This window comes from Ruegeria sp. BF12 (assembly GCF_056538705.1).
In genome coordinates, this window is record NZ_JBQFTP010000002.1 from 172,946 (window position 1) to 193,324 (window position 20,379).

The window sequence follows — 20,379 nt, forward strand, 5'->3', positions numbered from 1 at the left end:
GATAAGTATTCGGCGGATTGGTGCCGTGGCAATAGGCGGGCTCAGCGGATGACCAAAGAAAAGGGGGGGCAAAATTGCCTTCCCGGTTGGTCGTCTGAATGACTTTTTAGTCCCGCGTGCCTGCGAACCGGGACTGCCAGTCTTCACGTTGATCATCCGTGATTTTGGCGAACAGCACATCCGGGACCGTGAAGTCATGTCCGGCGGGAAGGGCGCTCAACGCGGCAGACACATCTTCGGGCCAGCCAGTATCAAGCGTATTCATCGCGCTGAGCATTTTTGCCGAAGTTTCCGGAATGAACGGTGCGCTGAGTACTGCATAGAGGCGGATCAGGTTGAGGCCCAGGCGCACCTGGGCAGCGGCCTGTTCCGGGTCTTCCTTGAAGGTCGACCACGGCGCGGCGGCCTGAAGGTATTCGTTGCCCGCGACCCAGATCGCGCGCAGTTCCTGCGCGGATTTGCGAACCTCCATTGCCTCCAGATGCCCCTCATAGGCGCGGACGCGTTTGGTCAGATCGTCGATCAGGGCTTGCTCACGCTCGCCGTATGCGCCGCCCTCGGGAACGGCCTCACCGAATTTCGAGCGACAGAATTTCGTGATCCGGCTGACAAAGTTGCCCAAAACGTCGGCCAGATCCTTGTTCACCGATTGTTGGAAGTTCTCCCACGTGAACTCACTGTCGCTGCTTTCCGGCGCGTGGCTCAGCAGCCACCAACGCCAGAAGTCGGCGGGCAGGATATCCAGCGCCTGATCCATGAACACGCCACGACCCTGAGAGGTCGAGAATTGGCCACCGTCATAGTTCAGGTAGTTGAAGGATTTCAGGTGATCGACCATCTTCCACGGCTCGCCCGAACCCAGAATGGTCGCCGGGAAAGACAGTGTGTGGAAGGGCACGTTGTCCTTGCCCATGAACTGGACATAGCGCACGTCATCCGCGCCCTTGTCGGTGCGCCACCAGCGTTCCCAGTCGGCATCAGATTTGCCATTCGCATCCGCCCATTCCTTGGCGCAGGCGATGTACTCGATGGGCGCATCGAACCAGACATAGAAGACTTTGCCTTCCATCCCCGGCCAGTCCTGATCGCCCTTCTTGACCGGTACACCCCAGTCCAGATCGCGGGTGATACCACGATCCTGCAGTCCGTCACCATCATGTAGCCACTTCTTGGCAATGGATGTCGTCAGGATCGGCCAGTCGCTCTTGCTGTCAATCCATGCGTCCAACTGATCTTTCATCGCAGATTGACGCAGATACAGGTGCTTGGTCTCGCGCACTTCCAGATCGGTCGAGCCGGAAATGGCCGAGCGCGGTTCGATCAGGTCAGTCGGGTCCAGTTGCTTGGTGCAGTTTTCGCACTGATCACCGCGCGCGCGCTCATACCCGCAGTTGGGGCAGGTGCCCTCGATGTAACGGTCAGGCAGAAAGCGGCCATCGGCGTTGGAATAGACCTGTTTCTCGCTCACTTCGCGGATCAGGCCCGCGTCGTCCAACTTACCGGCAAAATGTTGCGTCAGATGCTTGTTCTGCTCGCTGGAAGATCGGCCAAAGTGGTCAAAGCTCAGCCCAAAGCGGTTTGCGATGTCGGACTGTACGCCATGCATCTCGGCGCAATACTCTGCGACCGGCTTACCTGCTTTTGCGGCCGCTAACTCGGCCGGTGTGCCGTGCTCGTCCGTGGCGCACAGGAACATGACCTCGTTCCCCCGGCCGCGCTGGTAGCGCGCGTACAGATCCGCCGGCAATTGCGAGCCGATCAGGTTTCCGAGGTGCTTGATCCCGTTGATGTAGGGTATCGCCGAGGTGATGAGAATCCGAGCCATGTTCCGTATCCGCGTAACTGTCTGCGCGCCCGTCTACATTATGTAACGGGCCAGCAAAACCCCGCATTCGCGGATAAGCGACCGAAAGGCTGGTAAGAGCGGGTCTGACACGGGCTTTCGCGTAATTTCCCGTAAACGTGTATAATTAGGTGCATCAGTCACGCGGGGGGCAATATGAAACTATTTTCGGTTGAACGCCTGAAACATCTGACCGTTATTCTCTGTTTGGGCCTTTTTGCGGTACCACCCGGCGTTTGGGCCGATCAAAGTAAAGCCATGGACGCTGTTGGGGCCTTCGACAAAGCGATGCTGTCGATTTTTCGCCGGGGTCAGGATGCGCTGACAGCAGAAACCCGGCCGGTTATGGTGATCGCGCGGGACGTCACCATCATGTCCGACAATGGCGAGGTTTCGTTCCCGAGGGGTGCACCGAACTATCTCATTTTCAAGTCAACTTCTCACGTTCTGCTTGGGATTATCGGAGCAGTCACCCCATGGCCGAACGAAGGCAGCGAGAATCCGCGCTGGAAGCAGGATTTTGCAACGATCGCACAGGAAATCGACACCCTGCTGGCCGCGATCAACGACCTCGACCTTCCGAAAGAAGAAATCGCCCGGCAACGGCAGATGCTGGAAGGCGCTAGTAGCTTTGTCAGCGGGGCGGTCAAACGCGGGACACTCACGCGGCAGGACGTGACAGATGCAATCAACGACATGCGCCCGATTTGGGCGGCCAACATGCGCGAAGCGGCGCGGGCCGAGCTGGCCACGTTACACAAGGCGGTGTCGGACGCGCGCGCTGCGGTCAGCAAAGAAGTCTGGGACGATATGTATGTCGTTCATCACGGTGGGTCGAATGTGACGGGAATAAACGTCGTCGAACTGTATCTGGAGCGGGTGATGCCCGAGAAAGTCGCGGCGGGCCAGGTCATGTTTGCCGAAAACGCGCATGGGAACAAAGCGATGGCCGATTTCGTCGGCTATGAGCGAATGCAACGTCTTGTCGGTGCCTGGGCGTTCGGGGATCCGGGGCGTATGGAAGTTGACCTGCTGGGTTATGAAGCGGGCTCGCTTTTGGATGAAATGATCCCGTCCCCGCCGCCGTCGGAGTAGCATTCCGGGCTCCACCCCCCGCGCAATCGCTTGAGAGGTTGACCATCGAGCAAGTCGATGAGTTCGGATCGGTTCACGAGGAATCTGTGGCCAATCGATAACGTTGCCAACCCGGGAAACTCCCGCCTCTTGTGCTATCGCCCTTCGCGGGACCGTTTCAGCAAGCGGCCAATCGTGAACGACGTGCGTGGCGCATAGACATAGTTGGTTCTCTCTTCCGGTGTCGGACGCGACCGCATTCGTGCAAGGCCGAAAACAATCAGGAACACATGCCCCAGTGCCACGAAGGCAAACAGTGCACCCGGGCCGAACTGTTGGATCAAGGTGGACGAAACATAGGGCGAGGCAATTGCACCCAGCGCGTACCAGAACATCAGCGCGGCCGATAACTCAACCCGTTGTTCCGTTGTGGCAAAGTCATTTGCGTGCGCCGATGACACCGAGAAGATGGGGAACGTTGTGAAACCAAACAGAACGGCGGCCGTCATGACGCCTATCGTGCCTGTTCCGCTTGCTGCCATTGTTACTCCGCAACTCAGAACCGCGGCAACGGAAAGCCAGATCAATACCCAGCGCCGGTCGTATTTGTCCGCAAGCCAACCCATCGGATACTGGGCAAGCGCCCCGCCCAGAACAAAAGAGGCCAGAAAGAAGGCGATTTGATCAACGCCCAGTCCAACCTCTTGCCCATAGACGGGGCCCACCATCCGGAATGAAGCCGAGCTCAACGCGGCCACAATCACGCCAGCGACCGCCAATGGTGAACTGCGCCAAGCCAGTTTCGGTCGCAGGCGCGGAGCATCCGGCGTTTCGGGCTGACTGGCTCGCGTCATCGTAAGGGGCAAAAGAGCGGCGCAGCATAGAATCGCCAACAGGTTGTAAGAGACATAAGATGCGGGTGGCAGAACGGCGATGATCAGCTGCGCGCCGAGGGAAGCCCCCATATCGACGATGCGGTAAGTGCCCATGGCGCGCCCGCGCGTCTCATTGGTGACCTTGGTGTTCAGCCATGCCTCGATCACAGTATAGCTGCCCGCGACGCAGGTTCCGGATGCGATCCTAAGCGCTGCCCAGATATACGGGTTGTCGGTCAGGGTGTGACCGATCAGTCCCATCGCACCCAAAGCAGTGCAGACCGCAAAGGCGCGAGAGTGGCCGACGTTGCCCATAAGCCGCGGGGCCCACCAGCACCCAATAAAAAATCCAAGAAAATGCGCCGATCCCAGCAAACCGATTTGTTCGGTTGAGAAGTTTAGCGTCAGGCCCGAAATGGCGTCCAATGGTCCCACGCCGCCCGTCGAGAGCTGCAGAAGAATGACCGAAAGAAATAGGGCGGCAAAAGAAATGATCGTGCGCATAGTAGGGCCAGCATTACTGTATTAGCCCGCATTGCGCGTGCTAATTCGACTTTTGCGCGTCGTTTTTTGCCTTTCGTGTGTCAGGTCTTGCGGACCAGTTCGGCTCGGATGTTGAGAGAGACGGTGTCCGCGACCAGATCCGGGTATCCGGATGCGCCAAACGCATTGCGGTTCAATGCACCGGATAGCCGAATGGACAGAGCGCTCAGAGCATCCGCCGCAGTGCCGGGTCTGCGATAGAGATTGGCTCTGAGCGTCACCGGGCGCGTCACACCGCGAACGGTCAGATCTCCGGTTATGGTCGCGCCTTCGGAGATGCGGCCGGTTGGGCCAAGCTGAATTTGGGTGGATTTGAATGTGATGGTTGGAAAGTCCTGTGCGTTCAGAACGCTTTGACTCAGCATCGGGCCGCGGGCAAAGGGCAGCCTGGTGCGTGCAGCGGCCACATTCAAAACCACGGTGACGCGGCTGTTTTGCAACTGATCGGTGTCGATTTGGATGTTGGCGGATTGGATCGGCATCGTGCCTGACTGGGCGACCCCAGAGAGCGTGAAGGAAAAGCCGACAGATGTCCCGACCGGAGACAACATGTAAGGAATCAAAGCGGCCTGCGTTTGTCGTGCCAACGGCAACGTCGCCAGACCCGCCAGCATGAATCGTCTTGTCAGCGCTCTCATGCCGGAACCTCTTGCCTGCGCGGCCGGGAACGGCTGAGCAGGAACAGCAGAATGCCGATATTCAGGCCGTTCCAGAGGATGCCGTTTATGAAGGCCAGTTGGTAACTGCCGGTGACGTCGTAGATCCAGCCGGACATCCATCCTCCCAAAGCCATGCCCATGATGGTCATCATCATGACAAACCCCACACGTGCACCTGCTTCTTGAGGGGGCATGTATTCGCGCACCACTAGGGCATAGCCGGGGACAATGCCGCCTTGTGACAGTCCAAAGAGCAGGCTGATCACGTACAGCGTAACCATCCCGTCGTAGGGCAGGAACAAAAACAGGGCGAGGCATTGCAGGACCGAGCCAATCAGGACTGTTCGAACGCCACCCAGTTGATCGGCGACAAGGCCCGAGATGACTCGGCTGATGACCCCCCCGAACAGCATCAGAGACAGCATCTCGGCACCAACTGCGGGTCCATATCCCAACCCGACGCAGTAGGACACGATATGCACCTGTGGCATCGACATCGCGACGCAGCACGAGACCCCGGCCAACCCTAGAACATACTGCAGCGTCCGGGGTGATATTCCGACGCTTCGCGCTTTGATTTGCGCCGCGAATGCGGCGGTGCTGTGCGCCTCGTCCGGGACTTGGCGACGCAATAGCAGGGATAGGGGGATGACGACGACCAACGTTATGACCGCCAGTGTCAGGTAAACCTGCTGCCAGCCTTCTCGCGCCAATATGCCGGACAGTAAGGTGGGCCAGATTGCCCCGGACAAGTAGTTGCCGCTGGCCACGAGGCCCACTGCGATCCCGCGTCGCTTCATGAACCAGTGCGAGATATCGGCGATCAAAGGTCCAAAGCCGATTGACGCACCGAGACCCAAAAGAAGATGTGCGACGGACAATAGAACAATGCTGGGGGACAGCGTTGCCAACAGATAGCTGACGGCGCTTAGGATTGCGGCCCCGATCAGGGCTTTGGTTACACCCAGCCGGTCCACCAAATGCCCCATCCACAGATTGCCCAGAGCAAATCCGATCATGGCCAGCGTGTAGGGCATCGCCGCTTCGGCTCGTCCGGCGCCGAACTGCGCTTCGACAGCGGGCATCACGACGATGACGGCCCACATTCCCACATTTGCCACGGTTGCGATGATCAGGGTGATCGCAAGGCGCAGCCAGGAGTACGAACTATCGTGGATCGCGTGGCTCATGCGGAAACGCTAGGGCTCGCCCCATGTTTTGGCCAGTCACAACTCCCGTGAGGGGCGCATGATCACACGGGTGTGTCTTCTGTGGCGATCTGCTGCAGGTGCAGGCCAGCACGCGGTTTGGTCTGGGTGGCGTGCCAGCTGACCGGGGGCAGGGCGCGGGCGCGTCGGCGGGTCAGGGTCCAGCGTCGGGCCTCGGCCTTGTGGGTCGCCGCCATGTGCCAGCGCGTCTCGACCCCCTGCGCGCCGTCGTCACCGGGCGTCAGCAGCAGCCCCAGTGGAGCCCGCCCCATCGCGCCGCCTTGTTCTGCGGCCAGATGCATCCGCCGCACTGGCGTCAGGCCCGGCGCGCCCGGCAGATCACCGATGACCAACGGGATGGCCCCGCTGCGCAGCGCCTCTTCGATACACCACAGCAGGTCTTCGGATCGGGTCGGGCGGACGAACAGGAACCGGGCCGGATCGGCAAAGGCCATCATCCCGTCAGGGTTCAGCTGCCCCGGTTCCCACGCGGGCGAAATCCACAGCACCGGCCCCTGTGCCTGACCAGCCAACCACATGGCAAAGCTGCGCCGGGCAGGGCCGCAGGCCTCGTGCACGCGGGCCAGTTGCAGGCTGATCTGCGGATGGAGATGTATCCCCGGCGCCTCACGCGCGGGTTTGCGGCCAAGAAGGTTTGTAGACATGCCGTCAGATTAGCATGTTCTCACTTTGTTCTCAATTAAGGAATGGGGCCGTTGACCCGTTCAGCGCGCCAAAATCAGACGGCCATCGGCGAACTGGATATTCGAGAACCGATGCAAATAATCCATGCCCAACAGCGATTGATGCAACTCACCCTCATTCACCCAGGCTGACACGTTTCGGTCGGTGATCGGCCCAAGGGTCAGGGTATCGAGTCGCACCGGTGCTGTGCGAACCTCTCCGTTCGCGGTGGCGGCGCGACCAAAATAGTTCAGTTGGTCGGGATCAACGCCAATGCGCTTGGCGTCTTGTTCGCTCAGGACAATCTGGCTTGCGCCCGTGTCGACAAGGAAGGTGATCGGCTCTCCATTCACCTCAACAGGCAGGTAGTAATGCCCGTCATAGGCGCGCGGAACCTCGACCGTTTGGCCCGTGACTGTCATCTGCGGGGCGGGGCTGACGGTTGTTCGGATGTCCTCCCACAGGCCGACAACAGCGATGACGCCGATGAAGATCAGCACCCAGGCAACCACCTGTTGCAGCGTCTTGTTCAGCGATTGGCGATTTTGCGAGAAAAACCACGCCGCCACGGCCGCGCCAAGCAGTCCCAGATACGCCAAACGTGCAATGCTGTCGCCATCCATACTGTTACCCTAACCAATTCACCTTAAAGGTATATGGGGATTTATGACGCAAATCCAAAGGCCTTAAGGCCATCCAGAATGAACTGAACCGACAGCGCCGCCAGCAACATGCCCAGCAACCGCGTCAGCACGTTCAGTCCGGTTTTGCCCAGCATGCGCGCAATCAGGCCGCCTGACAGAAAAAACGTCAACACCACGGCCATGACCGCCAGCATGACGATGCAGGCTTCGGCGATGCCGAGAATGCCGGGATGTTGTCCGGCCAGCAGGATGATCGTCGCAATTGACCCCGGTCCGGCGACCAGCGGAATGGCCAGAGGGAACACCGACGGGTCCGGGTGTTCCTCTTCTTCTTCGACCCGATCCTCGCGGCGTTTGGTGCGGCGCTCGAACAACATGTCCAGCGCGGTCAGGAACAGCAACGCGCCTCCGGCGACCTTGAACGCCTCCATAGAGATACCGACAAAGCCCAAAACCGCCTCGCCGAAGGCGGCAAAGGCGATCAGGATGCCTGAGGCCGTCGCACAGGTACGCAACGCGACCTTACGGCGGGCGCGGGAGTCCATACCCTGTGTCAGCGCCACGAAGATCGGCGTTGTGCCAAAGGGGTCGATCACCACGAACAGGGTAGTGAAGGCGGTGATAAAAAAGGCAAAATCCATCATGCCGCGTTCTCAGCGTTTTCGAGGCGTTCGGCGGCGGCGACCCAGAGGGCCTCGGCCTTTTGCATGGCTTCGACCACTTCGGCGAACTTGCGGTTCCACGCCTCAAGATCGTTGATCTTGTTATCCTCGTACAGGGCAGGGTCCGCCAGTTTGGCCGAGAGCTTCTCGTGCATATCCGTCAGTTTCTCGATCCGGTCCTCGCATTTGCGCAGGTCTGCGCGCAGCGCGAGCACCGCCTCGCGCGAGGGGCGCTTGGGTTTTGCGGTCTGCGGCTTTTCTTTTATCGGTTTGTCGCGGGCCAGCAGCATGGTGCGATAGGTTTCAAGATCGCCGTCGAAAGGTTTGACCGTTCCGTCCGAGACCAGCCATAGCCGATCCGCAACCAGCGACAGCAGGTGCATGTCGTGGCTGACCAGAACCACTGCACCGGAATAGGCGGTCAGCGCCTCAACCAGTGCCTCGCGGCTTTCGATGTCCAGGTGGTTGGTCGGTTCGTCGAGGATCAGCATATGCGGCGCGTCGATGGTGGCGATCAGCAACGACAGCCGTGCCTTTTGACCGCCGGACAGCCGACCGACCAGAGTTTCCGCCTGATCCGCGTTCAACCCGAACCCGGCCAGACGCGAGCGCCACTTGCCGGGAGCTTCATCCGGCCGCAGCCGCCGTAGGTGGTCCAGCGGCGTCTCGTCCACATGCAGTTCGTCCACCTGATGTTGCGCAAAATAGCCGATGCGCAGCCTGTTGCTGCGGGTCATCTTGCCGGCCATCAGGGGCAGGCGGTCGGACAGCAGCTTGGACAAGGTCGATTTACCTTGGCCGTTCTTCCCCAACAGGGCGATGCGGTCGTCCTGATCGATGCGCAGGTTCAGACGGCGCAACACTTCAGTTTTGCCATAGCCGGTCGCACCGCCTTCGATCTGGATGATCGGTGGGGACAGTTCCTCGGGCTCGGGGAATGAGAACGCGCGCAAAGCAGCCTCTTGTGGGGTCGAGACCAGTTGGATGCGTTCTATCATCTTCAGGCGAGACTGCGCCTGAACCGCTTTGGACGCCTTGTAGCGGAAGCGGTCCACAAAGCTTTGTAGATGGGCGATGCGGGCCTTGGCCTTGGCGTTCTCGGATTCAGCCTGTGCCAGACGTTCGGCGCGGCGTTCTGCGAACTTGTCATAGGGAACCGCATAGTAGGTCAGCTTGCGGTCTTCCAGATGCAGGATTGATCCGACCGCCCGGTTCAGTAATCCGCGGTCGTGACTGATGATGATGACCGTGTGCGGATACTTGGCCAGATAGCTTTCCAGCCACAAGGCACCTTCGAGGTCCAGATAGTTGGTCGGTTCGTCCAATAACAGCAGATCAGGCTGGGAGAACAGAACCGCTGCAAGAGCAACCCGCATTCGCCAACCGCCCGAGAAATCGGAACAGGGGCGCAACTGGTCCTCGTCATCAAAGCCCAGACCTTTGAGGATCGAGGCCGCGCGCGCCTCAGCCGACCAGGCGTCGATATCGGCCAGACGGGTTTGGATCTCGGCAATTCGTGCGGGATCGGTGGCGCTGTCGGCCTCAGCCATCAACGAACTGCGTTCGGTATCGGCCGCCAGCACCGTGTTGATCAGCGAGACATCGGAGGAAGGCACCTCTTGCGCCACTCCACCAATCCGGGCGCGTTTCGGCAGCACGATATTGCCCGATTCCAAGGCCAGCTCACCGCGGATAAGTCGGAACAGGGTGGTTTTCCCCGTGCCGTTCCGCCCCACAAGACCAACCTTGTGGCCGTCGGGAATTGTCGCACTGGCCCCGTCGAAAAGGGGGCGGCCTTCAACCGCGTAGGTTATGTCTTCGATCCGTAGCATGACGCGCTCTTAGCAGAGCGGTGATGCAGCCGCCAGCAGCTTGACATGTTCAAAGCTCAGACGATGTGTTAGCGCTGGTCCGATTGATTTTTCTCGACGGTTTTCCTCATGCGCGCGGCCAAGACGCCCCCTTCTTTGATCACATTGATTTTCGCCACGGCGCTGTCGGTGTTGTCGTTGAACATGTTTCTGCCGTCGCTTGCGCGGATGGGAGAGGACTTTCAGGTCGACTACGCCCTGATCAACCTGTCGGTTGCTGGCTATCTGGCTGTGTCCGCCGTACTGCAGTTGATCATGGGGCCTTTGTCGGACCGATTTGGTCGCAGGCCGATCCTGCTTATTTCCATGGGTATTTTCGCGCTCGCCTCTTTGGGTTGCGTCTTGGCCGAGTCGATCTGGGTATTCCTTGGTTTCCGCCTGCTGCAAGCGGCCGTCGTGGCCGGGCCTGTGCTGTCCAGCGCGTCGATCCGCGACCTGTATACCCCCAATGAGGCCGCCAGCAAACTCGGCTACGTCGCTATGGCGATGGCTCTCGCTCCGATGCTGGGACCGATGCTGGGCGGCGCGTTGGATACGCTGTTTGGCTGGAGGGCCGGGTTCGTATTGTACTCCGCTCTTGGTTCCGGAATGCTGCTACTGTTGTGGGCGGACATGGGCGAGACGAATACGAACCGATCCGCAACGTTCTCTGCCCAATTGAAGGAATACCCGCATCTGTTTCGTGCGCGCCGGTTCTGGGGCTATGCGCTGTGCGCCGCTTTCTCGATCGGTGCCTTCTTTAGCTTTATCACCGGTGCGCCCCTTGTGGCCGCTGTTTGGTTTGATCTGAGCCCTGCCTTGCTGGGCCTCGGGATTGGTATCATCACCGGTGGTTTCATGGTCGGCAACTTCATTACCGGGCGGATCGCGGCCAGAACGCAGCTGACGACGATGATCCTGATCGGCCGGGTTTTCGCCTCGATTGGACCTCTCTGTGGCTTGCTACTTTTCCTGGCGGATCAAGGGTCAGTCTGGGTGTTCTTTGGCTCAGCTGTTTTCGTGGGTTTCGGCAACGGGCTGACCAATGCCAATGCCTCGGCTGGGGTGATGTCGGTTCGCCCAAAGCTGGCCGGCAGCGCGGCGGGGCTATCCGGGGCCATGATCGTGGCGTTGGGGGCAGTGCTGACATCAATGACAGGCGCTTTCGTTACGCCTGAAAACGGGCCGTACCTGGTACTTGGGATGATGTTTGCCAGCAGCTTTGTCGGCCTGCTCGCCGTTGTTTACGTTCGCCGGGTCGACGCGCTGGAGCCCTTGCCGGACACAATCTGATCGCCAATTCCCTTGGTCGCAATCATTCCACTTTTCATGAGGCACATACCGTGTTAGGCGGCGCGCGATGGATTTCGGCGCGGACCTCGCGCCATATAGTAAGGAGAGGCCGACATGGCACTGGAACGCACATTCTCGATCATCAAACCCGATGCAACCCGCCGCAACCTGACTGGCAAAATCAACGCCAAGTTCGAAGACGCCGGCCTGCGCATCGTTGCGCAAAAGCGCATCCACATGACCAAAGAGCAAGCTGGCAAGTTCTACGAAGTACACGCCGAGCGTCCGTTCTATGACGAACTGTGCGAATTCATGTCGTCGGCACCGGTTGTTGTTCAGGTTCTGGAAGGCGAAGGCGCCATTGCCAAAAACCGCGAAGTGATGGGCGCAACCAACCCCGCAGACGCAGCAGCCGGCACCATCCGCGCCGAGTTCGCCGAGTCGGTTGGCGAAAACTCGGTCCACGGTTCGGACGCCCCGGAAACTGCGGCTGTTGAGATCGCCTACTTCTTCTCGGGCATCGAACTGGTCGGCTAATCCGACACCAGTCAAAGATCAGGGCCGCATCCCAACCGGGTGCGGCCTTTTTCGTTTCAGACCTGTTTAAGATCCTTCGGCGCAACCCGTATGCCAATCGCATCCAGATCAGAGATCATCTGGGTTTCCGGCGCCGTGCTGATGCTGGATTTAATCGCGTCGAACTTTTTGCGCAGGGCTTTCTTTTCCTCGCCTTTGCAGTCGTTCCACGGGCGACCCTGCAGCCCCATCACCAGCACATAATATCCGATGAAATGTGGACGCGTGCCTGCCTGCAACAGGCGGGCGTAGGCCTCGTCTGCCCCCAATTCCCGCAATTGCTGCGCCGAGTGTATGCCCGCGCGTGCGCAAGATTGTTCAAAGGCAGGGCCAAGGTTGCGGATTGATGAGACGGCGTCAGACATGCCCATGTCTTAACCGGGTGATCGGACAGAGTCATTCGATTGTTACGGATACTCCGTGCAACTAGATTTTCACGTAGGGTCAAGGAAATAGAAATTGATCCGATTTCCAGAATGTGACCTCATGACGTCACGCTGCCATGAGGTCGTCCATGCCGAAGAACAAGGAAACCACCGAAAGGACCGTCGTGGACAAGAAGAACACGTTTTTAACGTTGGACGGAAAAATACTGAAAGTATTGAAAACTCGGGCGGTCGGTAAGGGTATTGGCGTCCAAGAGATCGTGGAAGCCTTTGTTGGCGACTTTTTGGCTATGCGGCGAAAGGGACGGTCCTGATGGCTCTGGTCAAAAGCATCCATGTAATCCCCGGTGCATTTGACGAGGCTGTGTTTTCCGATGGGCTGAAGGGGTTGAAACCCCGGTTTGAGGTCGCGAAGCCGGCACAGGGTTTTGAGCTTCTCGATTGCCATGACCAGTCTCTCAGGGTGGCGGGCAAGGTTCTGATTGAAACCGGTGGAACGTTGCGCCTGTTGGGTAGGGGGGACCCTGCAACCCAGCGATGCAAGGGCAAGGGCAGGTTTGCGCAGGATTTACCCCAGGGCCCCGTGCGCGATGCGCTTGCAGGGTTTCCAAAACTGCGTGCGCTGATGAGCATGGGGGCAGGGCAAATCGAGAAGCGTTCGTTTGCCATTCTCGATGATCTGCAGAAGACGCAGGTGCGTGGTACCATGATGACGTTGTCCTCGGATTACGGTCAGGTATCACTTGTGGCCGTGCAGCCCATGCGGGGTTACGACCGCGCCTTTCAGGCCGTGTGCGACAAGCTGGATGAGATGGCGGCAGGTGCGACCGGATCCGAACCCCTGTTCCAAGCTTTGTTCCCGGCGTTGGTCGTGTACAAAGCCAAACCTGAAATCAGTATTGGCACGCAAGAGCCCTCGATTGAAGTCGCCACAGATATCATCCGCACCTATCTTGCCGTCGCCCGCCAGAATGAGGCGGGCGTAATCGCGGACATTGATACCGAGTTTTTGCACGATTACCGTGTTTCGTTGCGCCGGGTGCGTTCGGTGATCAGCTTGTTCAAAGGGGTTTTTTCGCCGGAACAAACCGCTGAGTTGAAGCGCGAGTTTTCCGCCTTGATGGTCCCAACAGGCCGGGTTCGGGACCTGGATGTCTATCTGCTTGAGAAAGACGACTACTTCAAACTGATCCCTCCCAACCTTCACGAGGGGGCCAAGGCCATGTTCGCGCAGTTCGAGAAAGAGCGCGCCCAAGTGCTCAACAATCTTTCCCGGCGCTTTCGTTCCAAGGCTTATGATCAGAAGATGACGGATCTGGCGGCGTTTTTTGCCGATAACGGCAACTTTCAACCGGGCGAAAATGCGGATCGCGCCGCATATGAATATGCATGTGCCCTGATCTGGAAACGCTATCGTAAAGTCTGCAAGCTGGCACGGCGGATTACTCCTGACACCTCCGACGCAGACGTGCATAAGTTGCGCATAGATTGCAAAAAGCTGCGATATCTGATGGAGTTTTTTGCACCTTTGTTCAAGGCAAAATCATTCAAGACGATTATCAAGCCTCTGAAAAAGTTGCAGGATAACCTGGGTCTGTTCAACGACTTCTCAGTTCAACAAGTGGCGCTTTTGAATTTTGTTGCTCAGCAAAGCAACAATCAGGGCCGTGCCAATGCACAAATTGCCATGTCAGTTGGGGGGCTGATTGCAGTTCTGAATCAACGCCAAAAGTCCGAGCGCGACCGGGTGGTTGCAAGTTTTCAGCATTTCGACAGCCCGGATATCCGGCATCTGTTCCGTAGCTTGTTTCACCAGAAGGAGGGCTGAGGATTGAAGATCATTGCCTGCTACAGCAACAAGGGCGGCGTTGGTAAGACCGCAACTTCGGTCAATCTGGCGTATTCCTACGCCATGGCAGGGCAAACCGTTTTGTTATGTGACTTGGACGCGCAGGGGGCGGCTGGCTTTTACTTTCGGGTCAAGCCGTCGAAAAAGCTGACGGAGGCGCGGTTCTTCGAAGATGTTGAACGGTTTACGGCATCAATCCGCGCCAGCGATTTCGAAGGCTTGGACGTGCTGCCCGCCAACATGAACTTCCGGGATTTCGATGTGTTTCTGTCGCGGATGCGAAACAAGCGCTCCAGACTGAAAAAGGCTTTGGTTTCGGCAGGCAGCGACTACGACGTGATCATTCTGGATTGTCCGCCGAACTTTTCGACCCTGTCCGAAAATGTCTTCAAGGCGGCCGATCAAATCGTTGTCCCGGTCATTCCGACGACCTTGTCGGAACGTACATTCGACCAGCTTGTCAGCTTTTTCGACGCCAAGAAATTGCCGAAGAAAAAACTGAAGGCGTTTTTTTCGATGGTGCAGCGCCGAAAGACCCTGCATCTGGAAACGATGGACGAGATGCAAAAACTGTATCGCAAACGGTTCCTGCGCAGTTCGATCCCCTTCGCGGCAGATATCGAACGCATGGGGCAAAATCGCGCGCCGGTCAGTGTTTTTGCGCCCCACAGCGCGGCCAGCGCCGCCTATCAAGCGCTGTATGATGAGGTTGAAAACGGAGTTGTTTCAAGCCAATGAGCACCGAAATTGAACGTAAGTTTCTGGTGACCGATCTGCCTGACCTGAGCGCTATGCAAAAGGCGGTGGTCCGTCAGGGGTATCTGACGGCGCCGGACGATTCCACCGAACTGCGCCTGCGACAAAAGGATGACAAACACTTTCTGACCCTCAAGGGTGGCGGCACGATGGTGCGGGTCGAACGTGAGGCCGAAATCACCGCTGACCAGTTCAACACCTTCTGGCCCGAGACCGAAGGGCGCCGGGTGGAAAAAGAGCGCTACACCGGGCAATTGCCCGACGGACGGGTCTTTGAACTGGATATCTTTTTGGGGGACCTGGCGCCTTTGCAATTGGTCGAGGTCGAATTCACTTCGGAAACCGAGGCGCGGGAATACACGCCGCCCGCATGGTTCGGAATGGATGTAACCGCGGATAATCGTTACAAAAACAAGACGATGGCCATCAATGGTGTGCCAGATTAAAGCTTGCGCGCCAGTTTGATTGTCGCTTCGAGGCCCGGGTTGCAGTTGCGCGCCTCGAATGCCCCCTGATGCATGTGGGATATCGCCGCGACCAGAGCGAGGCCCAGGCCGGCATTTCGCTCGGTCCGTGCAGGATCGAGCGTTACGAACGGAACTTGTAGTCGGGGCAACTCCTCTTCGGGTACACCGGGGCCTCGGTCACGTACGCTCAGGCAGGCGAAGGGACCGTCTTCTGACAAGGAGATCGTAATGGCCGTTTCTTCCGGCGCGTAGCGCATCGCGTTTTCCAGCAGGTTCGACAATGCTTGCGACAGAAGGGGGCGGTGCCCCTGAACGGCATTTGCAGATCCAGTGACCTCTAGCGTAACGCCTTGATCAGAGGCCACGGGCTCATAAAGCTCGACCACATCGCTGACAAGCTGCTGCAGATCCACGGGCTCGAACTGTTCACGGCCCACGCCGGCTTCGGCACGCGAGATTTCGGTCAGTTGTCCAAGAACGCGTAGGACGTGATCGATCTCGGCGGTTGCGCGGGCCACATCAACTTCGCGGTCCAGATCGCTTTTGTCGGGATCGGAGAGCGACTCGACCCTTTGGCGCAGTCGGGACAGCGGCGATCGCAAGTCATGCGCGATCGAATTGGATGTCGTGCGCAGGTTGCTGATCAGTTCCTCGATACGATCCAACATGGTGTTCAAAGTTCCGGCGACCTGATCAAATTCATCCCCGGTTCCACGCAGTTGCATCCGTCGGGACAGATCGCCGGAAACGATGTTTTCTGCGGTACTTGCGATGTCCGACAATCTGGAAAACACCAACCGGGTGAACAGCCAGCCGGTCAGAAAGCTGAGTGCCAAAGCAATGGCCAGCGCCAGCGCGACGGCGCGCAACAGTGCCCGATCGAATTGCTGGCGTGCCAAGGCATCGCGCCCGACCAACAGGCGTTCGCCACCGGGCAGTCGGACCGAGGCTGCTGAAATTGGCACCAATTGGTCATTGTCAGCCCGCCGCAGTTCCAGATCGACCCAACCGCTGCCCGCGGTAACTTCGGTGGGCCAGTGTTTTAGATTACCAGCCAACTTGACCCCGAAGCGGTCGGTCAAAAGATACAGTGCGTCCCGATCCGATGCGGTCGGAAGGCGCCTTTCAATGGCCTGTAGTAACCCGATCAGACCGCGCCGTTCATATTCATCGGCCAGACCGGTCAGTTCGGCCGAAACCACCGAACGGGTTTCACCCTCAATGCTGCGATTGGCGGTGAAATACACAAGACCCAGAACAATTGCTGTCAGCAAGGTGCTGAGGACCATGCTGGCCAGGACTAATCGGGTGCGCGAATTGTTAAACGAAAGTCGCAGGTTATCCATCGGATATCATGTAACCTGCGCCTCGAACCGTTTCAATCAAAGGTGGTCGGTCGCCTTCATCCAACTGGCGGCGCAGCTTTGAGATATGAACGTCGACCACGTTGGTATTCGGGTCGAAATGGTAATCCCAGACACCTTCCAGCAGCATGGTGCGCGACACCACGCGGTTTTTTCGGCGCAGGAAGAACTCAAGAATCTGAAACTCGCGCGGGGTCAGAGAAATCTCGTGCCCGTCGCGGGTGACCTTGCGGGTCAGCAAGTCCATTTCAAGATCGCGGCAAGTCAACGTTGCAGTTTCCTCGGATTCCTGTGGGCGGCGCAGTAAGGCTTCGATCCGCGCATGCAGTTCCTGAAACGAAAACGGTTTGACCAGATAGTCATCAGCACCCGAGCGCAGGCCTTTGACTCGCTCGTCGACAGCGCTCATCGCGGTCAGCATCAAGGTCGGGGTTTTCACCCCAGCTGCCCGCATGGACCTGATCAGCGAAAGGCCGTCCAGGCCCGGCAGCATGCGATCCAGCACAATGGCGTCAAATCCGCCATCCGTGGCGTGGTACAGACCCTCACGCCCGTCGGCGGCCTGCTCGACCACGTAGCCTTCTTCGCCAAAACCTTTGGCGATGAATTCACGGGTGTCTTCGTCGTCTTCGACGATCAGCAAGCGACGGCTCATGTTTTGCCTTCCTTTCTAGCGGGATTTAAACACAAAAATCAGATAAAGCACAGAATTTGAAAAAATACGTGCCGGGTGCGTTATGGAGCACCCGGCAGTCCCGGCGGAGAGCGGACAATTCAATCCGCCAGGGAGGCGCGCGCCAGAATTCCCCATCAAATGGCGCGCACAGGCTTAAGATCAGGCGATTTCCACCGCCACGAAGATCTGGTTGCCGCCGCGATTGATCAGCACGAGGGCCGGATCGGTCTTTTCGCTGTCCAGCGCGGCTTTCAGCGCGTCTGGGGTCGCGGTTTCCTGGCCACCCAGCTTCACGATCACGTCGCCGCGTTGCAGACCAGCCTTGGCCGCAGGGCTGTCGGGCTTCAGTTCGGTCACGACCACGCCGTCGACGTTTTCAGCAACGCCCATCTGGGCGCGGTTGCTGTCGGTCAGCGGGGCGACGGTCACACCCAGGGCTGTGCCCGAGATGCCTTCGTCCACTGACTTGTCGATCTCGGCCGAGGCGCTTTGATGCTGACCGATTGTCAGCTCAAGCTGTTGCTCCTTGCCATCGCGCAGAACGGTCAAGACACTGTCGGTGCCGACTTTGGTCGTTCCGACGAGGATCGGCAGGTCGCTGCTGGAGTCGACGGCTTCGTCGTTGAACGTCAGGATCACATCGCCTTGCTGCAGGACGCCTTCGGCGGGGCTGCCGGAAACGACGTCCGAAACCAGCGCGCCGGTCGAGGCATCAATGCCCAGGGCTGCTGCGATCTCGGGGCTGACGTTCTGGATTGAAACACCCAGCCAGCCGCGGCTGACCTGACCGTCATCACGCAGGTCCGCTGCAATATGTTCGACGATGTTCGAAGTCACCGCAAAGCCCAGGCCAACCGAACCACCGGTCGGAGAATAGATGGCCGAGTTAACGCCAACAACTTCACCTTCCATGTTGAACAGCGGACCGCCCGAGTTACCCTTGTTGATGGCGGCATCGGTCTGAATGAACTCGGCGTAGGGGCCTGCCGAGATGTTGCGGCCTTTGGCCGAAACGATGCCCGTGGTCACGGTGGAGTGCAGGCCGAACGGGTTGCCGATGGCGACTACGTCCTCGCCGACGCGAATGACGTCGCTGTCGCCCAGTTCAACCGCCTGCAGGGTTTCGCCTGCATCGATTTTCAGGATGGCGATGTCGGTCAGCGGGTCGGTGCCGATAATCTCGGCCTCAAAACTGCGATCATCGCTTAGACGGACGGTCACAGTAGACGCGTTGTCGACGACATGGTGGTTGGTCACGATGTAGCCGGCTTCATCCAGCACAAAGCCTGATCCCAGTCCTTGAGCCGGACCGCGTTGCGGCATTTGAAAGCCCTCAGGGCCGCCGAAACGCTTGAAGAACTCTCCGAACGGGTGTCCTTCGAGATCAAAGTTCTGTCCCTGCGCCTGTGCGGGCACGACGTCCTGCTCGGCGATGATTGTCACCACTGAGGGGGATACACTCTCAACCAGATCAGCCAGTGCCTCGTCCGCCAGCGAGGGCAGGGCGGTTGTGGCCAACAGCGCGGCGCCAAGCGCGGATGCGCCGGCCCAACTGTTTACACGTGGCAAAAGCAGGGAGGATTTACGGATGCTCATTTTGGTCTCCTGTTTATATCGCGCGATTGCGGCCGCGCGTTAAAAGAGGAGATGAGGCATCAGTCTGTGCGTTTCCTGTGCCGCGCATTAAGAAAACTTAATTTCGCCACAAACGTGTCGTTCTATCGCTCCGACCCGAAGAGTTAGATTGGCCGGCTGCGAATCAAATGATTCGAATCAGCCTATTGTTGCCGAGTTGACGGTCAATCTTTGAAATGTCCCGAATTGATTCAGTTTTGGTAACAAAGGGCCGTTCGAAAATCATAGCACGAAGCTGTTCGTCTTTTGGTTGTGGGCTGTTTTTTGGCTTTGTACATAGTTAAAGCATATGCGCCGAATATGATTATTATATGCCAGAAAAAGAATGTGCATAATGCCGATTTTGGCGTATCAGGGGTATTTCTTTAGTCTCCCATAGGTAGATTTGCCTTCGGCGGGATGTTGCGCAAAAACCAACCCGACATGCAAAAAATTAACTGTTCTTTCCAATTTTACGTTGTTTGGACTCGCCGGATGGGTGACGATGATCTTGCCCAAGCGAGGGGGAGCCGACGGCACTAGGGGGTGCCAACGGCTTGTCACAGTCACTGGAAACGCTGAGCGGCATGTTAACGAGGGGGTCTTGTTTAGGTTCAGCAGCGGAATAGCCAGCGTGTCTTAAGACATTTTTGGCCGCGTTTTCGGGATTGGTGAAAAGTGGTAGTCTTGTTTTGGGCAAGCGGCCTGGTCGAAATCGACCGGGCCGCTTCACTTTAGGTGGATCGTTGTATTCGCCAACTTGCCCAGTCTTCGGGCGTATCCAAGTCCAACAAAGCGTTCTGGCCCGGCAAAGGAACAAGGCACACTTTATCCTTGTGGGCTCTTACAACCGATTGCGCACCATCATCACCGGTCAGGCGGGTGAGCTCGTCAAAAAGCTGGCGATCAAATACGACCGGGTGCCCGGGCTTTCCTGCTGAGGTCGCGCCGCGCCAGATCAAGTTATCTGGTTGTTCGTGGACAGAGGCGATGACGCTTTTCAAATCCTCAACTGCAATGTCTGGCAGATCGGCAAGCAAGACCATCACAGCGTTGGCATCGGGCGGCATATGCGCAAGTGCGCCCCGCAAGCTGGCGTTCATACCTTCATCAGCGTCTGGAATACCCACTTTCGTCAGATCCAACCCGGCCAGCGTCTCGTAACGGGGGTGCGGGGCGGGCGGCAGCGCAACAATAACAGGTCCGGCCCTAAGTGCAGTCAGCGCGGATCTGCGCAACAGGGATATACCGTCGATGCGCTGCAACAGTTTATCCGCACCTACCATACGGCGGGATTGTCCGGCGGCCAGAAGGATGACGGGAATTTTGGTCATGCCATTACATAGCCGCCGGAGC

20 protein-coding genes are annotated in these 20,379 nt (G+C 58.3%); 7 read left to right on the top strand and 13 right to left on the bottom strand.

Features of this window, described 5'->3' with window-relative positions; all coding sequences use genetic code 11:
* Nucleotides 1–106: 106 nt before the first annotated feature.
* A complete protein-coding gene (metG, locus tag ACR0J0_RS03775) occupies nt 107–1,825 on the bottom strand; it encodes a methionine--tRNA ligase (RefSeq protein ID WP_480661374.1) in 1,719 nt (572 codons plus the stop codon).
* A 174-nt stretch (nt 1,826–1,999) separates the two neighbouring features.
* On the opposite strand from metG, the gene ACR0J0_RS03780 reads away from it, so the two are divergent.
* Nucleotides 2,000–2,938, top strand: coding sequence for a hypothetical protein (locus tag ACR0J0_RS03780; RefSeq protein WP_480661375.1), 939 nt, complete (start codon nt 2,000–2,002; stop codon nt 2,936–2,938).
* A gap of 134 nt (nt 2,939–3,072) precedes the next feature.
* Here the strand turns inward: ACR0J0_RS03780 and ACR0J0_RS03785 are convergent, their stop codons facing one another.
* The 7 genes from ACR0J0_RS03785 to ACR0J0_RS03815 form a co-directional block, all read right to left on the bottom strand.
* Nucleotides 3,073–4,296 carry an MFS transporter gene (locus ACR0J0_RS03785; protein ID WP_480661376.1) on the bottom strand — a complete coding sequence of 408 codons (1,224 nt, stop codon included), beginning with the start codon at nt 4,294–4,296 and terminating at the stop codon, nt 3,073–3,075.
* 80 nt (nt 4,297–4,376) lie between these two features.
* Complete coding sequence (locus ACR0J0_RS03790) at nt 4,377–4,973, bottom strand: YceI family protein (RefSeq protein WP_480661377.1); 597 nt, start codon at nt 4,971–4,973, stop codon at nt 4,377–4,379.
* The gene (locus ACR0J0_RS03795) at nt 4,970–6,184 is read right to left on the bottom strand and encodes an MFS transporter (protein WP_480661378.1); all 1,215 of its coding nucleotides are present in this window, start codon (nt 6,182–6,184) and stop codon (nt 4,970–4,972) included. The genes ACR0J0_RS03790 and ACR0J0_RS03795 overlap by 4 nt, the downstream gene beginning before the upstream one ends.
* A 62-nt stretch (nt 6,185–6,246) precedes the next feature.
* Nucleotides 6,247–6,867 (bottom strand): ImuA family protein, encoded by a 621-nt coding sequence (locus ACR0J0_RS03800; protein ID WP_480661379.1) that lies wholly within the window; start codon nt 6,865–6,867, stop codon nt 6,247–6,249.
* Nucleotides 6,868–6,927: 60 nt separating this feature from the next.
* Nucleotides 6,928–7,509 carry a retropepsin-like aspartic protease family protein gene (locus ACR0J0_RS03805; RefSeq protein ID WP_480661380.1) on the bottom strand — a complete coding sequence of 194 codons (582 nt, stop codon included), beginning with the start codon at nt 7,507–7,509 and terminating at the stop codon, nt 6,928–6,930.
* 41 nt (nt 7,510–7,550) lie between these two features.
* A complete protein-coding gene (locus tag ACR0J0_RS03810) occupies nt 7,551–8,174 on the bottom strand; it encodes a MarC family protein (protein WP_480661381.1) in 624 nt (207 codons plus the stop codon).
* Nucleotides 8,171–10,024, bottom strand: a complete 1,854-nt coding sequence (locus ACR0J0_RS03815; protein ID WP_480661382.1) for an ABC-F family ATP-binding cassette domain-containing protein — start codon at nt 10,022–10,024, stop codon at nt 8,171–8,173. The genes ACR0J0_RS03810 and ACR0J0_RS03815 overlap by 4 nt, the downstream gene beginning before the upstream one ends.
* Nucleotides 10,025–10,132: 108 nt before the next feature.
* On the opposite strand from ACR0J0_RS03815, the gene ACR0J0_RS03820 reads away from it, so the two are divergent.
* Together ACR0J0_RS03820 and ndk are read left to right on the top strand one after the other, a co-directional pair.
* A complete protein-coding gene (locus ACR0J0_RS03820; RefSeq protein WP_480661383.1) occupies nt 10,133–11,335 on the top strand; it encodes a multidrug effflux MFS transporter in 1,203 nt (400 codons plus the stop codon).
* Between the two features lie 114 nt (nt 11,336–11,449).
* Complete coding sequence (gene ndk / locus ACR0J0_RS03825) at nt 11,450–11,872, top strand: nucleoside-diphosphate kinase (protein ID WP_170352964.1); 423 nt, start codon at nt 11,450–11,452, stop codon at nt 11,870–11,872.
* Nucleotides 11,873–11,928: 56 nt separating this feature from the next.
* Here ndk and ACR0J0_RS03830 read toward each other — a convergent pair whose 3' ends face one another.
* A complete protein-coding gene (locus tag ACR0J0_RS03830) occupies nt 11,929–12,276 on the bottom strand; it encodes a TfoX/Sxy family protein (RefSeq protein ID WP_480661384.1) in 348 nt (115 codons plus the stop codon).
* Between the two features lie 149 nt (nt 12,277–12,425).
* On the opposite strand from ACR0J0_RS03830, the gene ACR0J0_RS03835 reads away from it, so the two are divergent.
* From ACR0J0_RS03835 to ACR0J0_RS03850, 4 genes are read left to right on the top strand one after another with little or no spacing between them, the layout of a single operon-like run.
* A complete protein-coding gene (locus ACR0J0_RS03835; RefSeq protein WP_480661385.1) occupies nt 12,426–12,611 on the top strand; it encodes a hypothetical protein in 186 nt (61 codons plus the stop codon).
* A complete protein-coding gene (locus tag ACR0J0_RS03840; protein WP_480661386.1) occupies nt 12,611–14,125 on the top strand; it encodes a CHAD domain-containing protein in 1,515 nt (504 codons plus the stop codon). The genes ACR0J0_RS03835 and ACR0J0_RS03840 overlap by 1 nt, the downstream gene beginning before the upstream one ends.
* 3 nt (nt 14,126–14,128) lie before the next feature.
* Nucleotides 14,129–14,884 carry a ParA family protein gene (locus tag ACR0J0_RS03845; RefSeq protein WP_480661387.1) on the top strand — a complete coding sequence of 252 codons (756 nt, stop codon included), beginning with the start codon at nt 14,129–14,131 and terminating at the stop codon, nt 14,882–14,884.
* A complete protein-coding gene (locus ACR0J0_RS03850; RefSeq protein WP_480661388.1) occupies nt 14,881–15,348 on the top strand; it encodes a CYTH domain-containing protein in 468 nt (155 codons plus the stop codon). The genes ACR0J0_RS03845 and ACR0J0_RS03850 overlap by 4 nt, the downstream gene beginning before the upstream one ends.
* Here the strand turns inward: ACR0J0_RS03850 and ACR0J0_RS03855 are convergent.
* The 4 genes from ACR0J0_RS03855 to ACR0J0_RS03870 form a co-directional block, all read right to left on the bottom strand.
* Complete coding sequence (locus ACR0J0_RS03855; RefSeq protein WP_480661389.1) at nt 15,345–16,715, bottom strand: sensor histidine kinase; 1,371 nt, start codon at nt 16,713–16,715, stop codon at nt 15,345–15,347. The genes ACR0J0_RS03850 and ACR0J0_RS03855 overlap by 4 nt on opposite strands.
* Nucleotides 16,708–17,388, bottom strand: coding sequence for a response regulator transcription factor (locus ACR0J0_RS03860; RefSeq protein ID WP_480661390.1), 681 nt, complete (start codon nt 17,386–17,388; stop codon nt 16,708–16,710). The genes ACR0J0_RS03855 and ACR0J0_RS03860 overlap by 8 nt, the downstream gene beginning before the upstream one ends.
* 180 nt (nt 17,389–17,568) lie before the next feature.
* Nucleotides 17,569–19,005, bottom strand: coding sequence for a Do family serine endopeptidase (locus ACR0J0_RS03865; protein WP_480661391.1), 1,437 nt, complete (start codon nt 19,003–19,005; stop codon nt 17,569–17,571).
* 752 nt (nt 19,006–19,757) lie between these two features.
* On the bottom strand, nt 19,758–20,357 hold the full coding sequence (locus ACR0J0_RS03870; RefSeq protein ID WP_480661392.1) for a nucleotidyltransferase family protein: 600 nt from the start codon (nt 20,355–20,357) through the stop codon (nt 19,758–19,760).
* Nucleotides 20,358–20,379 lie beyond the last annotated feature (22 nt).

What these genes read in the sequence shown, in the direction of transcription:
- metG (WP_480661374.1), bottom strand. Translation starts at nt 1,825, where the DNA reads ATGGCTCGGATTCTCATCACCTCGGCGATACCCTACATCAACGGGATC.
- ACR0J0_RS03780 (WP_480661375.1), top strand. Translation starts at nt 2,000, where the DNA reads ATGAAACTATTTTCGGTTGAACGCCTGAAACATCTGACCGTTATTCTC.
- ACR0J0_RS03785 (WP_480661376.1), bottom strand. Translation starts at nt 4,296, where the DNA reads ATGCGCACGATCATTTCTTTTGCCGCCCTATTTCTTTCGGTCATTCTT.
- ACR0J0_RS03790 (WP_480661377.1), bottom strand. Translation starts at nt 4,973, where the DNA reads ATGAGAGCGCTGACAAGACGATTCATGCTGGCGGGTCTGGCGACGTTG.
- ACR0J0_RS03795 (WP_480661378.1), bottom strand. Translation starts at nt 6,184, where the DNA reads ATGAGCCACGCGATCCACGATAGTTCGTACTCCTGGCTGCGCCTTGCG.
- ACR0J0_RS03800 (WP_480661379.1), bottom strand. Translation starts at nt 6,867, where the DNA reads ATGTCTACAAACCTTCTTGGCCGCAAACCCGCGCGTGAGGCGCCGGGG.
- ACR0J0_RS03805 (WP_480661380.1), bottom strand. Translation starts at nt 7,509, where the DNA reads ATGGATGGCGACAGCATTGCACGTTTGGCGTATCTGGGACTGCTTGGC.
- ACR0J0_RS03810 (WP_480661381.1), bottom strand. Translation starts at nt 8,174, where the DNA reads ATGATGGATTTTGCCTTTTTTATCACCGCCTTCACTACCCTGTTCGTG.
- ACR0J0_RS03815 (WP_480661382.1), bottom strand. Translation starts at nt 10,024, where the DNA reads ATGCTACGGATCGAAGACATAACCTACGCGGTTGAAGGCCGCCCCCTT.
- ACR0J0_RS03820 (WP_480661383.1), top strand. Translation starts at nt 10,133, where the DNA reads ATGCGCGCGGCCAAGACGCCCCCTTCTTTGATCACATTGATTTTCGCC.
- ndk (WP_170352964.1), top strand. Translation starts at nt 11,450, where the DNA reads ATGGCACTGGAACGCACATTCTCGATCATCAAACCCGATGCAACCCGC.
- ACR0J0_RS03830 (WP_480661384.1), bottom strand. Translation starts at nt 12,276, where the DNA reads ATGTCTGACGCCGTCTCATCAATCCGCAACCTTGGCCCTGCCTTTGAA.
- ACR0J0_RS03835 (WP_480661385.1), top strand. Translation starts at nt 12,426, where the DNA reads ATGCCGAAGAACAAGGAAACCACCGAAAGGACCGTCGTGGACAAGAAG.
- ACR0J0_RS03840 (WP_480661386.1), top strand. Translation starts at nt 12,611, where the DNA reads ATGGCTCTGGTCAAAAGCATCCATGTAATCCCCGGTGCATTTGACGAG.
- ACR0J0_RS03850 (WP_480661388.1), top strand. Translation starts at nt 14,881, where the DNA reads ATGAGCACCGAAATTGAACGTAAGTTTCTGGTGACCGATCTGCCTGAC.
- ACR0J0_RS03855 (WP_480661389.1), bottom strand. Translation starts at nt 16,715, where the DNA reads ATGGATAACCTGCGACTTTCGTTTAACAATTCGCGCACCCGATTAGTC.
- ACR0J0_RS03860 (WP_480661390.1), bottom strand. Translation starts at nt 17,388, where the DNA reads ATGAGCCGTCGCTTGCTGATCGTCGAAGACGACGAAGACACCCGTGAA.
- ACR0J0_RS03865 (WP_480661391.1), bottom strand. Translation starts at nt 19,005, where the DNA reads ATGAGCATCCGTAAATCCTCCCTGCTTTTGCCACGTGTAAACAGTTGG.
- ACR0J0_RS03870 (WP_480661392.1), bottom strand. Translation starts at nt 20,357, where the DNA reads ATGACCAAAATTCCCGTCATCCTTCTGGCCGCCGGACAATCCCGCCGT.